The organism is Thermomonas alba (genome assembly GCF_022419205.1).
GTDB lineage: Bacteria > Pseudomonadota > Gammaproteobacteria > Xanthomonadales > Xanthomonadaceae > Thermomonas > Thermomonas alba.
Window position 1 is genome coordinate 26,299 of the sequence record NZ_JAJOZU010000002.1, and the last position, 13,495, is coordinate 39,793.

The 13,495-nt window shown below is 69.2% G+C and carries 12 protein-coding genes; 6 read left to right on the forward strand and 6 right to left on the reverse strand.

The window, feature by feature from the left end; translation table 11 throughout:
• Positions 1-11: 11 nt before the first annotated feature.
• The 6 genes from recG to ML342_RS02680 all read right to left on the reverse strand — a co-directional run bounded on the left by recG (position 12) and on the right by ML342_RS02680 (position 6,818).
• Positions 12-2,105 (reverse strand): ATP-dependent DNA helicase RecG, encoded by a 2,094-nt coding sequence (recG, locus tag ML342_RS02655; protein ID WP_240125386.1) that lies wholly within the window; start codon positions 2,103-2,105, stop codon positions 12-14.
• A 40-nt stretch (positions 2,106-2,145) separates the two neighbouring features.
• On the reverse strand, positions 2,146-2,529 hold the full coding sequence (locus ML342_RS02660) for a RidA family protein (RefSeq protein ID WP_240125387.1): 384 nt from the start codon (positions 2,527-2,529) through the stop codon (positions 2,146-2,148).
• 64 nt (positions 2,530-2,593) lie between these two features.
• Positions 2,594-4,771 carry a RelA/SpoT family protein gene (locus tag ML342_RS02665; RefSeq protein ID WP_240125388.1) on the reverse strand — a complete coding sequence of 726 codons (2,178 nt, stop codon included), beginning with the start codon at positions 4,769-4,771 and terminating at the stop codon, positions 2,594-2,596.
• A gap of 142 nt (positions 4,772-4,913) precedes the next feature.
• Positions 4,914-5,213: a DNA-directed RNA polymerase subunit omega gene (rpoZ, locus tag ML342_RS02670; protein ID WP_240125389.1), complete on the reverse strand. Its 300-nt coding sequence runs from the start codon at positions 5,211-5,213 to the stop codon at positions 4,914-4,916.
• Positions 5,214-5,311: 98 nt separating this feature from the next.
• Positions 5,312-5,947 carry a guanylate kinase gene (gmk, locus tag ML342_RS02675; protein WP_240125390.1) on the reverse strand — a complete coding sequence of 212 codons (636 nt, stop codon included), beginning with the start codon at positions 5,945-5,947 and terminating at the stop codon, positions 5,312-5,314.
• A gap of 4 nt (positions 5,948-5,951) precedes the next feature.
• Positions 5,952-6,818 carry a YicC/YloC family endoribonuclease gene (locus tag ML342_RS02680; protein ID WP_240125391.1) on the reverse strand — a complete coding sequence of 289 codons (867 nt, stop codon included), beginning with the start codon at positions 6,816-6,818 and terminating at the stop codon, positions 5,952-5,954.
• 65 nt (positions 6,819-6,883) lie between these two features.
• Between ML342_RS02680 and rph the strand changes: the two genes are divergently transcribed.
• From rph to pepQ, 6 genes are all read left to right on the forward strand, one after another.
• On the forward strand, positions 6,884-7,612 hold the full coding sequence (rph, locus tag ML342_RS02685) for a ribonuclease PH (RefSeq protein ID WP_240125392.1): 729 nt from the start codon (positions 6,884-6,886) through the stop codon (positions 7,610-7,612).
• A complete protein-coding gene (rdgB, locus tag ML342_RS02690) occupies positions 7,609-8,199 on the forward strand; it encodes an RdgB/HAM1 family non-canonical purine NTP pyrophosphatase (protein WP_240125393.1) in 591 nt (196 codons plus the stop codon). The genes rph and rdgB overlap by 4 nt, the downstream gene beginning before the upstream one ends.
• A 32-nt stretch (positions 8,200-8,231) precedes the next feature.
• Entirely contained in the window at positions 8,232-9,392 is a 1,161-nt protein-coding gene (gene hemW / locus ML342_RS02695; RefSeq protein ID WP_439655152.1) for a radical SAM family heme chaperone HemW, read from the forward strand.
• Positions 9,393-9,500: 108 nt separating this feature from the next.
• A complete protein-coding gene (locus ML342_RS02700) occupies positions 9,501-11,765 on the forward strand; it encodes a DUF1631 family protein (protein WP_240125395.1) in 2,265 nt (754 codons plus the stop codon).
• Positions 11,755-12,096, forward strand: coding sequence for a PilZ domain-containing protein (locus ML342_RS02705; protein ID WP_240125396.1), 342 nt, complete (start codon positions 11,755-11,757; stop codon positions 12,094-12,096). Before ML342_RS02700 ends, ML342_RS02705 begins: the two co-directional genes overlap by 11 nt.
• A 67-nt stretch (positions 12,097-12,163) precedes the next feature.
• On the forward strand, positions 12,164-13,483 hold the full coding sequence (pepQ, locus tag ML342_RS02710) for a Xaa-Pro dipeptidase (protein WP_240125397.1): 1,320 nt from the start codon (positions 12,164-12,166) through the stop codon (positions 13,481-13,483).
• The last annotated feature ends 12 nt before the right edge of the window (positions 13,484-13,495 follow it).

The following is a 13,495-nucleotide window of genomic DNA, read 5'->3' on the forward strand; positions in this document are numbered from 1 at the left end:
AAGTCCGGCAATCAGGCCGCCGCGTAGCGCGCGGCGCCCCCGACCCAACGCGCGATGATGCGCTCGGCCAGCTCCGGCGCCTCGCGCAGCAGGCGATCGGACAAGGCATGGACCTGCGGCAGCAGGTCGGCATCGCGCCCGAGGTCGGCGATGCGGAAGCTGGCCAGCCCGGTCTGGCGGGTGCCGAGCAGCTCGCCGGGACCGCGCAGTTCGAGGTCTTTTTCCGCGATCACGAAGCCGTCGTTGGTCTGGCGCAGGGTGTCCAGGCGCTGCCGCGCCAGCATCGATAGCGGCCCCTGGTACAGCAGCACGCAGGTGGAAGCGGCGCGCCCGCGTCCGACCCGCCCGCGCAACTGGTGCAGCTGGGCCAGCCCCAGGCGCTCGGCATTCTCGATCACCATCAGCGAGGCATTGGGCACGTCCACCCCGACCTCGATCACCGTGGTCGCCACCAGGAGATCGCACGCGCCGTCCTTGAAGGCCCGCATCACCGCCTGCTTTTCCGCCGCCTTCATGCGGCCGTGCACCAGCCCCACGCGCACCCCCGGCAGCGCGGCCTGCAGGGCCTCGAACGTTGACTGCGCAGCCTGCGCCTGCACCTCGTCGGAGTCGTCGATCAGAGTACACACCCAGTAAGCCTGGCGCCCCTCGCTGCAGGCGGCGCGGATGCGCTCGACCAGCTCCGGACGGCGCTCGGCGGACAGCGCGATGGTGGTGACCGGCGTGCGCCCGGGCGGCAGTTCGTCGATCGCGGACACGTCGAGGTCGGCATAGGCGCTCATCGCCAGCGTGCGCGGGATCGGGGTGGCGGTCATCACCAGCTGGTGCGGCACGCCGCGTCGCCCCTTGTCGCGCAGCGCCAGCCGCTGGTGCACGCCGAAGCGGTGCTGCTCATCGATGATGGCCAGCGCCAGATCGTGGAACTCCACGCCCTCCTGCATCAGCGCGTGGGTGCCGACCACTACCTGCGCCGCGCCCGAGGCCACCGCCTGCAGCGCCTGCGCGCGCGCCTTGCCAGTGACCTTGCCCGCCAGCCAGCACACTTCCACACCCAGCGGCTGCAGCCACGCGCGCAGGTTGGCCAGGTGCTGCTCGGCCAGCAGCTCGGTCGGCGCCATCAGCGCGGCCTGGCGGCCATCGGCCACCGCCAGCAGCGCCGCCAGCGCGGCCACCACGGTCTTGCCACTGCCGACATCGCCCTGCACCAGCCGCAGCATCGGGCGCGGCTGCATGAGGTCCGCGCGCAGCTGCGCGTACACCCGCTCCTGGGCGGCGGTCAACGTGAACGGCAGCGCCGAGCGCAGCCGTCGCACCAGCGTCTCGTCTCCGCGCAGCGGGCGCGCGCCCTCCGCCTGCAGCGCCAGCCGCTGCCGGCGCAGGCCAAGCTGGTGCGCCAGCAGTTCCTCCAGCGCCAGCCGCCGCTGCGCCGGGTGGCGGCCGGCCTGCAATGCCGTCAGATCAGCCTCCTTGGGCGGCATGTGCAGGGTGAGGATGGCCTGCCGCAGCGAGGGCAGGCCGAGCGCTTGCAGCCAGCCTTCGGGCAGCAGTTCCAGCGCGTGCTCGTCCGGCAGATGACGCAACGCCTGCAGCACCAGCCTGCGCAGGCTGGCTGGCCCGACGCCTTCGATCGCGGGATAGACCGGATCCAGGGTCTGCCCCAGCGCATGCTCGCCTGCCGCGAGCAGGCGGTAGCTGGGATGCACGATTTCCAGCCCCTGCGGCCCCAGTCGTGGGGTGCCATAGGCGCGCACGCGCGTGCCGACCGCGAACTGCGCCGCCTGCGCCGCGCGGAAATGGAAAAAACGCAGCAGCAAGGTCGCGCGCGAGTCGTCGCTCAGCGCCACCTTCAGCTGCGGCCGATAGCGGAAGCCGCGTTCGACCGCCTCCACCCGGCCCTCGACCTGCGCCGGCACGCCCGGCTGCAGAGCGCGGATCGGCGTCAGCGTGGTGCGATCTTCGTAGCTGCGCGGCAGGTGCAGCCATAGATCCTGCACCGTCAGCAGCCCGCGCGCTGCCAGTTTCTCGCCCAGCGCAGGCCCGACCCCGGACAAGGCGGTCAGGGGAAGATCGGCGCCTGCGCGGGTATGGAGGACTGCGGCCGGCATCCCGACAGGATGCCGGCACGCGCCGGTTTGCGCCAGTCGATCAATCCAGCACCATCACGGCGTCCACCTCGAACGCCGCGCCGCGCGGCAACGCCGCGACCCCAATGGTGGAACGCGCCGGATATGGCGCAGTGAAATACTCTTGCATCACCGCATTGACGTGGGCGAAGTCGGACAGGTCGGTGAGATACAGGCCCAGCCGCACGACATGGTCGAACGATCCGCCGGCGGCCTCGCAAACCGCCTTGAGATTCTCGAACGCCTGCCGTGCCTGCGCCTGGATGTCGCCATCGACCAACGTCCCGGCAACCGGATCCAGCGGAATCTGACCGCTGAGAAACACCATGTTGCCGGCGCGGATCGCTTGCGAATACGGGCCGATGGCGGCGGGCGCGGCGTCGGTCTGGATCGGTGTGCGGGGCATGGCGGCTCCTGTCGGTCAGATGCAAGTAGGCGGCAGGATTCTAGCTGCCTCCCGCGCATCGGACTCAGCCGCGCTGCACGCCCTGCACCACCCGCAGCCGGCGCACGCCGCGGATCACTTCGTCCAGATGACGCTCGTCGGTCACCTCGATCCCGAAGCGCAGCACCGCGATGCTGCTGTCGCGTTCCAGGTATTCGACCTTGTCGATGTTGGATTCGGCGCGGGCCACCGCCGCGGCGACCTGCGCCAGCACGCCCGGCCGATTCTCGACCTCGATCCGGATCGAGACGTTGAAGTTGCCGGCGACCTCGCGCGCCCAGTCCACCGGCACCCAGCGCTCCGGCGATTTGCGGTATTCGGCGACGTTCGGGCAATCCAGCCGATGCACCACGATGCCCTTGCCGGCCGTGTGGTAACCCATGATCGGATCGCGCGGGATCGGCTGGCAGCACTGCGCGAAGCTGATGACGCCGCGCTCGTTGCCGGTGATCGAGATCCGCTCCTGCGCCGCCACCGGCGGCTCCGGGCTGCCGGCATCGCCCGTGGAAACCTGCGCCAGCGCCTGCGCTACCTGCGCCGGCATGCGGTTGCCGAGGGCGATGTCGGCAAGCAGGCCTTCCAGCCGCGAATAGCGGTTTTCCGCGAGGAAGGCATCCAGCCGCTCGATCGGGATCCGATCCAGCGCCGTGCCCTGCGCACCGAGCGCGCGATCGAGCATGTAGTGCCCCAGCTGCACCGCCTCTTCGTGCTCGAGCTGCTTGAGCTGCTGGCGGATCGCGGTGCGCGCCTTGCTGGTGACCACGAACTCCAGCCACTGCGCGCTGGGAGTGGCCGATTTGGCGGTGATGATCTCCACCGATTGCCCACTCACCAGCTTGGTGCGCAGCGGCGCCAGGCGCTTGTCCACCCGCGCAGTGACCGCATGATTGCCGACGTCGGTATGCACCGCGTAGGCGAAATCGAGCGCGGTGGCGTTGCGCGGCAGCGCCAGGATGTCGCCCTTGGGCGTGAACAGGTAGACCTCGTCGGGGAACAGATCGACCTTGACGTTCTCCAGGAACTCCAGCGACGAGCCGGTGCCGCGCTGGCTTTCCACCAGGTTGGCGATCCAGGCCGCTGCGCGACTCTGCGCGCTGTTGCCGACATCCTGCTCACCGGTCTTGTAAGCCCAGTGCGCGGCCACTCCGCGCTCGGCGATCAGGTCCATTTCGCGGGTGCGGATCTGCACCTCGATCGGCGAACCGTACGGGCCGAACAGCACCGTGTGCAGGGACTGGTACCCGTTCGCCTTGGGAATCGCGATGAAATCGCGGAAACGTCCGTCCAGCGGCTTGTACGCGGCATGCACCACCCCCAGCGCGTGGTAGCAGTCGGCCACCGTGTCCACCACGATGCGGAACCCAAACACGTCCATCACCTGGTCGAAGCTGCGCCCTTCCGTGCGCATCTTGGTGTACACGCTCCACGGCGCCTTCACCCGACTGACCAGGCGATGTTCCAGCCCCTCCATCGCCAGCCGCTGCGCCAGTCGCGCCTCGATCTGGGCCAGCGCCTCGCGGCGCACGAGCGGCTGACTGCGGATCCGTTTTTCGATCACCGCGTGCCGCCACGGATGCAGCGCCCGGAACCCGAGATCCTGCAACTCGGCCTTGAGCAGATTCATGCCCAGCCGCTGCGCGATCGGGGCATAGATCTCCAGGGTCTCGATCGCGATCCGCCGGCGCGCCTCGGGCGACTGCGCGCCCAGCGTGCGCATGTTGTGCAGGCGGTCGGCCAGCTTGATCAGGATGACGCGCAAATCGCGCGACATCGCCAGCAGCATCTTGCGGAAGCTCTCGGCCGCCGCCTCCTGGCGGTTGGCGAAACGCACCTTGTCCAGCTTGGTGACGCCGTCCACCAGCTCGGCCACGGTCTCGCCGAACTGGGCCGCGACCTCGGCGCGGGTGAGCGGCGTGTCTTCGATGGTGTCATGCAGGATCGCCGCCACCAGGGTTTCCACGTCCAGCCCCTGCTCGGCCAGCACCTGCGCCACCGCTACCGGATGGGTGATGTAAGGCTCCCCGGATTTGCGGGTCTGGCCCGCATGCGCCGCCGCGCCTACCGCCCAGGCCCGCCGCAGCATCGCCCGCTGTTCGGCATCCAGATAGCTGGCAGCACGCTCCAGTGCCTGCACATAGTCCGGCACCGGGTCCTCCGCAGGCGCGGCAGGAAGTGGGGCGAGCTCGGGATCAGCGGGGGTCATGGCGCGAGACTAACCCCGCCAAGGCCCACACGTAAACGGAAATCAGGTGCAACCGCACCCACGGTCGGACGCGCCTCGATGGGGCATCAAACAAAACGGCCCCGCAGGGCCGTCCGTCATAGGATCGCGCGTGCTTCAGCGCTCAGTCATCGCCCTTCATGTCGTCATCGCCGGCCACGACCTCGGCCGCCGCCCACTCCAGCGCCTCGCGCTCCTTGCGCTCGCGCTCGGCCTTCTCGACCGCCTCGATGTACTGGCTGTCGATCGCGCGCGCCGCGATCTCGCGCAGCGCCAGCACGGTGGGCTTGTCCTGGGCTTCGCTGTTGTCGATCCTGGGCTCCACGCCAGCAGCCAGCTGGCGCGCCCGCTTGGCCGCCATCATCACGAGTTCGAAGCGGTTATCGACTACCTGCAAGCAGTCTTCGACGGTAATCCGGGCCATACGATGTCCTGCGGCACTGCCGCTGCGAGGTTCGAAAGGGCGCGCAGTATAGCGGCCACCGCCGCCGCTGGCAAGCCAAGACCTTTCAAATCATCAACTTACGCAAACTGCCGCGGCTCATCCCCGTCGAGCAACGCCGCCAGCAGGGCGGCATGCCGTGCCGCCTGCACCTCTCGCCGCAGCCGGCTGGCGGCAAAGATGCAGCACATTTCCTGCACCGCGGTATCGAACACCTCGTTGACGATCACGTAATCGAACTCGGCATAGTGGCTCATCTCCTCGCGCGCCGCGGCCAACCGGCGCTGGATGACGTCCTCGCTATCCTGTCCGCGCCTACGCATGCGCTCCTCCAGCGCGGCGCGCGACGGCGGCAGGATGAACACGCTGACCGCATCCGGTACCTTGGCCCGCACCTGGCGGGCGCCTTGCCAGTCGATCTCCAGCAGAACGTCGTAGCCGGCCGCCAGGGCGGGCTCCACCGACTGCCGCGCGGTGCCCTTCCAGTCGCCGTGCACCAGCGCGTACTCGAAGAACTCGCCAGCCTCGATCATGGCCTGGAACTGCGCCGCGCTGACGAAATGATAGTGCTCGCCATCCCGCTCGCCCGGGCGCGGCGGACGTGAGGTGAACGAGATCGACAGGCGGATGCTGGGATCGCGCGCCAGCACGGCATTGACGATGCTGGACTTTCCAGCGCCCGAAGGCGCGGCGACGATGAAAAGGGTTCCGCGCATGTGGCTACTCGATGTTTTGGATCTGCTCGCGGATCTGGTCGATCAAGACTTTGAGCTCCACCGCCGCAGCGCTGGTGCGCGCATCCACCGACTTGCTGCCCAGGGTATTGGCCTCGCGGTTGAACTCCTGAAGCAGGAAGTCCAGCCGCCGCCCGACCGGCGCCGGGCCGCCCCGGAGGATGCGCCGCAACTCGTCCAGATGGCTATCCAGACGGTCCAGCTCTTCATCCACGTCGAGCTTCTGCAGCCACAGCACCAGCTCCTGCTCCAGCCGTCCGGGATCGGCCGGCTGGGCGAGCTCGGCCAGGCGTGCCTCCAGCTTCTGACGCTGGGCGGCGCGGATCAGTGGCAGCAGCGTGCGCACCTCGGCCACGATGCGGGCGATGGCATCGGCACGCTCGGTGATCGCAGCGGCCAGCTTGCCACCTTCACGCTCGCGGGCTGCGCTGAAATCGTCCAGCACGGTGTCCAACAGCGCCAGCGCCTCGCGCTGCAAACCTTCGCCATCGACCCCCTGCGACTGCAGTACTCCGGGGAACTGCAGCAACTCGGTGAACGCCACCTGCAGCTGCGGAAAGCGCGACTGCAGGCGCGCGGCCAGCTCACTCAGCCGCGCCAGCAGCGCCTCATCCACCTGAAGCTGCTCCGCCACGGCCGGTTGCGCGCGCAGGCGCAGCACAAGGTCCAGCTTGCCGCGTGCGACCCGTGACGAGATTCGCTCGCGCAGGACGGATTCCGCGCTGCGCAGCTCATCCGGCAGGCGCAGGCCAAGGTCGAGGAAGCGGTGATTTACCGCACGCAGCTCGGCCGACAGCACGCCCCATTCGGTGGCGCGCTCGCCGGCGGCATACGCGGTCATGCTGCGGATCATGCGAAATCCAGGGCGTCGAAATGCGAATGGTAATCTAGCATCCCGCCGTTTCCTGACCTGCTTGCATGACCTTCGCCCGCCCCAGTGGTCGCGCCGCCGACCAGTTGCGTCCCATCACCCTGCAGCGCGGCTTCACCCGCCACGCCGAGGGCTCGGTGCTGGCTTGCTTCGGCGACACCCACGTGCTGTGCACCGCCAGCGTCGAGGCCAAAGTACCGGCGTTCCTGCGCGGCAAGGGCGAAGGCTGGGTCACCGCCGAATACGGCATGCTGCCGCGCGCCACCCACACCCGCAGCGAGCGCGAGGCCGCGCGCGGCAAGCAGGGCGGGCGCACGCTGGAAATCCAGCGCCTGATCGGACGCAGCCTGCGCGCCTGCGTGGATCGCGAAGCGCTCGGCGAGCGCACCATCACCCTCGACTGCGACGTGCTGCAGGCCGACGGCGGCACCCGCACCGCCGCCATCACCGGCGCCTACGTCGCGCTGGTGGATGCGGTCTCGGGCCTGCTGGCGCGCGGCGAGCTCAAGCGCAATCCGGTCTTCGGCGCGGTTGCCGCGGTTTCCGTGGGCATCTACCAGGGCGTGCCGGTGCTCGACCTCGACTATGCCGAGGACAGCGCCTGCGACACCGACATGAACGTGGTGATGAACGACGGCGGCGGTTTCATCGAACTGCAGGGCACCGCCGAAGGCCATGCTTTCCGCCGCGACGAGCTCGATGCTCTGCTGACGCTGGCAACCCAGGGCTGCCAGACCCTGTTCGCGCTCCAGCGCGCCGCCCTCGAGCAGACATGAAACTGGTGCTGGCCAGCGGCAATCCCAGCAAGCTGGCAGAGCTGCGCGCTCTGCTCGGCGAGCGGATCACCCTGCACGCGCAGTCCGAGTTCGGCGTGACCGATGCCGAGGAAACCGGGCTGTCGTTCGTCGAAAACGCGATCCTCAAGGCCCGCCACGCCGCGCGCGCCAGCGGCCTGCCGGCGCTGGCGGACGATTCCGGGCTGTGCGTGGACGCGCTGCGCGGCGCCCCCGGCCTCTACTCGGCGCGCTATGCCGGTCACCATGGCGACAGCGCGGCGAACATCGACAAACTGCTGCGCGAGCTCGACGGCGTACCCGATGCTGAGCGCAGCGCGCGCTTCGTGTGCGTGCTGGCGCTGCTGCGGCATGCCGAAGATCCGCTGCCGCTGATCGCGCAAGGGATCTGGGAAGGCCGCATCCTGCGCGCGCCGCAGGGCAGCGGCGGGTTCGGCTACGACCCGGTGTTCTTCTCCCCAGCGCACGGCTGCAGCGCTGCGGAACTGCCGTCCGACGTGAAAAACCGCGACAGCCACCGCGGTCTGGCGCTGGCGCAGCTGCGCGCGCAACTGACGCTGCTGCGCTGAAGCCACACATGTCCGGCGCGCCCGCTGCTGAGATGCAGACCATCCTCACTCCGCCGCCCCTTGCGCTGTACGTGCACCTGCCCTGGTGCGTGCGCAAGTGCCCGTACTGCGACTTCAACTCGCACGAGCGCAAGGACGACCTTCCGTTCGACGCCTACGTCGATGCGCTCTTGCGCGATCTCGACACCGACCTGCCGCTGGCCTGGGGCCGGGTGGTGCACAGCGTGTTCTTCGGCGGCGGCACGCCATCGCTATTCCCGCCGCAGGCGATCGACCGCTTCCTGCAGGGCGCATCGGCGCGGCTGCGCTTCGCGCCGGACATCGAGATCACCCTGGAGAGCAATCCCGGCACGGTCGAGCACGGCCCGTTCGCCGGCTACCGCAGCGCCGGCGTGAACCGCCTGAGCTTCGGCGTGCAGAGTTTCGACGACGGCTGCCTGCAGCGGCTGGGACGGATCCACTCCAGCGGCGACGCCGAACGCGCGGTCAAGGCCGCGCAGGACGCCGGCTTCGACAACCTCAACCTCGACCTGATGTATGCGCTGCCGGGGCAGACCCTGGCGATGGCGGTGGATGACATCGAGCGCGCGCTGGCCCTGCAGCCCGCCCACATCAGCCACTACCAGCTCACCCTGGAGCCGGGCACACGCTTCGCCGCGCGCCCGCCGCAGGACCTGCCCGACATCGACACCGCCTGGGACATGCAGGAGGCCTGCCAGGCGCGGCTGGCCAGCGCCGGCTTCACCCAGTACGAGGTCAGCGCCTACGCGCGGCCCGACCGCCAGTGCCGGCACAACCTCAACTACTGGCAGTTCGGCGATTACCTCGGCATTGGCGCCGGCGCCCACGGCAAGCTCACGCTGGCGGCCGAGGGACGCATCCTGCGGCGCTGGAAGATCCGCCATCCCGCGCTCTACCTCGAGAAAGCCGGCACCGCTGCGGCGATCGGCGGCGATGAGACGCTGACCGCGACGCGCCTGCCGTTCGACTTCATGCTCAACGCCCTGCGCCTGAATGCCGGGGTTCCGCTGACGCTGTTCGAGGCGCGCACCGGGCTTGCCCGCACGGCGATCGCCGCCACCTTGGCCGACGCGCGCGCACGCGGCCTGCTGGACGAAGATCCGGACTGGCTGCGCCCGACCGAACTCGGCCGCCGCTTCGCCAACGACCTGATCGCGCTGTTCCTGGATTGACGCCGGCGCCCCTCGCGCTCGCACCGCGCGGTGCCAAGCACAGATTGAGCCGCCGATCAATCCCGCATACCATGCATCCGTCGGCGCGATGCAAGGAGTGCAACGGCAGTGGCGACCGCGGCCAGCACAACCCCACCACCACCTGCGACCCTCGCCGAGGCCGCACTCCCAAGGCGTGCCAGGCAGGCGCTGCAACGCCTACTGAGCGACGTCCGCGCGGAGTTTCAGCAGCGGCTGCCGCAACTGCTGGAAGACACCGCCTTCGTGCTCAGCCACGCCCCTGCCAGCCATGAGCCGGCCCTGGAAGCTGGGCGCCTGGCCGCGATTGGCAGCCTTACCCGCCATGGCCACGACTTCACCGCGCGCTTCGTGGCGCAAGTCGAATCCTCGCTGGCAACCCTGCAAACGGTTCGCATGCGGCACGCCGAGCCCCTCGCCCCCGCCGTGACCGAGCTGAAACTGCTGGAGGATGAAGAACTCAGCGACGAAACCACGCTGCAGAACATCGCCAGCCGGATGGAGGCGCGCAACAGCCTGGCCCTGCAGCTGCTGGGTCATCGGCTGGGAGTGCTCGCGGCCTCGCCCGCGCTGGAAGGCGAGGATCTGCCGCTGGGACCGTATGCCCTCTGCAACGCTCTGGCCGCCGCTGCAGACGGGCTGGAGCTGTCGCGCTATCCACGCTTGCTGCTGTTTCAGCAGTTCGAGCGGGCGATGGCGGAGTTCTACCCGTCGCTGCTGGAAGGTGCCAATGCGCGTCTGGCCCAGGACGGGATCCTGCCGTATCTGAGCTTCATCCCGGTGCGCGTGCGGCCAGGCTCGGCCGCTCCAGGATCGGCCCAGGCCGATGGCACCAGCTCTGGCGGGCCTGCCCACACTCCGGCTGCGCCAGGCGCCGCTGCTCGAGCCGGCCTGCAGAGCGGCGCGGCGGCGCGCGCTCCTGCCCCCGTCCCGCCGTCCGCCGATCCCGGCTTCCATGCGCTGCAAGCGCTGCTGCACAAACGCCGCCAGCTGCTGGCCAAGCTGCGCCCCGCGTCTACTGCCAACGAGCACGCGCGCGAAACCTTGCGCGCCGACGAAGTGCTGACCATCCTGCAACGGATGCGCAGCAGCGCCACCAAGGCCGCGAGTATCACCGACTACCGTCAGATCCTGCTCGCGCAGGCGCGCCAGCTGCATGGCCACGGCGTGATGCTCGCGCAGGCCGATCTCGACAGCTTCGAGCTGCTGGCCCTGTACCTGTCGCAGTTGCAGCGCGACCTGCGCCGGCACAGTCCAGGTGAGGCACTGGTGGAACGCCTGCACCTGCCGCTGATGCAGCTGGTGCTACGCGACCCGCGGTTCTTCACCGATCCGGCACATCCGGCGCGCCAACTACTGAACGCGGTCTCGCTGGCCGGCGCGCGCTGGCTGGCCGAGGACGACCTCGACGGCCAATGGCTGGGCCTGCTGCAGCGGGCGGTCGCCGCGGTGCTGCAGGATGGCGACGGCACCCCGGACGCCTTCCTCGAGGCCAACCGCATCCTGCAATCCGGGCTGCAAGTGCAGGCACGCAGGGCAGAAATGGCCGAACGCCGGCAGGTGGACGCGGCGCGCGGGCGCGAACGGTTGGCACTGGCGCGGATGCGCGCGCAGGAAGAAGTGGCCGCCCTGCTGCGTGGGCGCGATCTGCCTCGCTTTCAGAGGATTCTGCTGGAACAGGCGTGGATCGACGTGCTGGCCCTGACCTATCTGCGCGGCGGCGAGGAATCGGAAGCCTGGCACGCAGTGCTGGACACCAGCGCGAGCATCATCGCGATCGCGACCGGCGAAGTCGCTCCCAACCCAGAGGACGAATCGTTGTTCCTGCAGATTCGCGACGCGCTGGAGCAGGTGGGCTATCACCGCGAGGACGCTGCCACCATCGCGCGTCAGTTCGGGGCGGGCGGCCTTGCGGACAGCGACCTGACTTCGCGCACCGAACTCTTGCTGCAGCTGCGCGCGCGCGCCCGGCTGGGCGAGCAGAGCGGCGACGTGCCGATGCCGGAACAGGCGGCGCTGACTCCGAGCGAGCTCGCCGCCCGCGAGCAGCTGCGGGCCTTGCCGCTGCCGATGTGGGTAGAGCTGCTGGATCCGGACGATTTCCCGCTCCGTCGGCGGCTGGCCTGGGTCAGCCAGCGGACGGCGCAAGCCCTGCTGGTCAACCGCCGCGGCCAGCGTGTGACCACCGAAGATCTGGACGTGCTGGCGCGCATGCTCGCTGCTGGCCATCTGCGCCTGCTACAGGGCGATCCTTCGCCTGCCGAGAGCGCGTGGGAGGCGACCCTACAAACCCTGCAGCGGGTCGCACAGGAGCAGCAAGCCGGCAACGGCGCGGAGGTGACCGATGAAGGTTGAGGCCCGCCGCCAACCGCGCCGCAGCGTGCCCGGCATGGTCGAAGTGTTCGACACCATCCTCGAGGAACCGGTCGGCCATCTCGGCAATCTGTCGGTGGGCGGGATGCTGCTGATCGCCCATCGCCGCCTGCCCGACGACGCTCTGTTCCAGCTGCGCTTCCAGCTTCCCGACGGCCAGCGCGACGCCCCGCCCCTGGAGGTCGGCGCACACGTGCTGTGGCAGGCGCAGGCCGGCGCACCGGGGCAGTCATTGATCGGCATGCGCTTTCTGGGCCTGTCGCCGGATGCGCTGCAGCGTCTGCACCTGTGGGTGGCGCAGGCGGAGCGATAAGCGCCTGCGCGGCGGCGCAGGATGCGCGACAATCAGGGTTCACCCACGTCTGCGACCGGTTCCTACGATGTCCACGTCCTCGCTCGCTGCGCTGTATCCCGCCCATCTCGACACGCTGCAGGCGCGCGCCGCCGAAGCGCTGCGGCGCGGCGGCTTCGACCACCTCCTCATTCCCAGCGGCACTCTGCACTACCAGGCGTTCGACGATCGCGATTACCCCTACGCGGTGAACCCGCAGTTCAAGGCCTGGCTCCCACTGACCCAGGCACCGGGCAGCTGGCTGGTCATCACCCCGGGCAAGCGCCCAAGCCTGATCTTCCTACAGCCGCGCGATTACTGGCATGCCGTACCGGCGATGCCGCGCGATTACTGGGTCGAGCAGTTCGACATCCAGGTGATCCGCACGCCAGAGGAGGCCATCCGCCTGCTACCGCCGGCGTTCCGCTGTGCCATCCTCGGCGAGGCGCAGAGCGCGCTGGGCAGCTACGTGCCGAACAACCCGGAACCGGTGCTGCAGTACCTGGACTACCACCGTGCGTTCAAGACGCCCTACGAAATCGAAATGATGCGGCAGGCCAGCCGGATCGGCGTGCGCGCCCACCGCGCGGCCGAACGCGCATTTCGCGCTGGCGCCAGCGAGTTCGGCATCCACCTGGCCTACTGCCAGGCCGCCGGACAGGACGCCAATGATCTTCCCTATGGCAACATCGTCGCGCTCAACGAACACGCGGCGGTGCTGCACTACACCCAGCGCGATCGTCTGCCGCCGAAACCGGTGCGCAGCTTCCTGATCGACGCCGGCGCCAGCTTCGGCGGCTATGCCAGCGACATCACCCGCACCTATTCGGCGCACGACGATGCGTTCGCAGCACTGATCCGTGCGGTGGATGCGGTACAGCTGCAGCTGTGCGATCAGGTCCGCGCTGGAACCGACTACCGTCAGCTCCACCTCGATGCGCATCTGCGCCTGGCCGGTGTGCTGCACGAGTTCGGCCTGCTGCGGATCACACCGGAGGATGCCGTGGCACGTGGCGTGTCCAGCGCGTTTTTTCCGCACGGCATTGGCCACGGCATCGGCCTGCAAGTGCACGACGTGGGTGGCTTTGCCGCATCCGATGCCGGCGGCACGATCCCCAAGCCCGAAGGCCATCCTTACCTGCGCTTCACCCGCACACTGGAGCCGGGCATGGTGGTCACCATCGAGCCAGGCATCTATTTCATTGACATGCTGCTGGACGAGCTCAAGGCCAAAGGCTTGGGCGAGACGGTGGACTGGGAGCAGGTCGCCGCATTCAAGCCTTACGGCGGCATCCGCATCGAAGATGACGTGGTGTGCACCGACCAGGCCCCGTTGAACCTGACCCGCGAGGCATTCGCCGCCGGCTGACGCTCACCCGGC

Bases quoted from the DNA above. Each gene is read 5' to 3' on its own strand.
- ML342_RS02705 (WP_240125396.1), top strand. From the start codon at position 11,755: ATGAAGGTTGAGGCCCGCCGCCAACCGCGCCGCAGCGTGCCCGGCATG.
- pepQ (WP_240125397.1), top strand. From the start codon at position 12,164: ATGTCCACGTCCTCGCTCGCTGCGCTGTATCCCGCCCATCTCGACACG.
- rdgB (WP_240125393.1), top strand. From the start codon at position 7,609: ATGAAACTGGTGCTGGCCAGCGGCAATCCCAGCAAGCTGGCAGAGCTG.
- recG (WP_240125386.1), bottom strand. From the start codon at position 2,105: ATGCCGGCCGCAGTCCTCCATACCCGCGCAGGCGCCGATCTTCCCCTG.
- rpoZ (WP_240125389.1), bottom strand. From the start codon at position 5,213: ATGGCCCGGATTACCGTCGAAGACTGCTTGCAGGTAGTCGATAACCGC.
- hemW (WP_439655152.1), top strand. From the start codon at position 8,232: ATGCAGACCATCCTCACTCCGCCGCCCCTTGCGCTGTACGTGCACCTG.
- ML342_RS02660 (WP_240125387.1), bottom strand. From the start codon at position 2,529: ATGCCCCGCACACCGATCCAGACCGACGCCGCGCCCGCCGCCATCGGC.
- rph (WP_240125392.1), top strand. From the start codon at position 6,884: ATGACCTTCGCCCGCCCCAGTGGTCGCGCCGCCGACCAGTTGCGTCCC.
- gmk (WP_240125390.1), bottom strand. From the start codon at position 5,947: ATGCGCGGAACCCTTTTCATCGTCGCCGCGCCTTCGGGCGCTGGAAAG.
- ML342_RS02665 (WP_240125388.1), bottom strand. From the start codon at position 4,771: ATGACCCCCGCTGATCCCGAGCTCGCCCCACTTCCTGCCGCGCCTGCG.
- ML342_RS02680 (WP_240125391.1), bottom strand. From the start codon at position 6,818: ATGATCCGCAGCATGACCGCGTATGCCGCCGGCGAGCGCGCCACCGAA.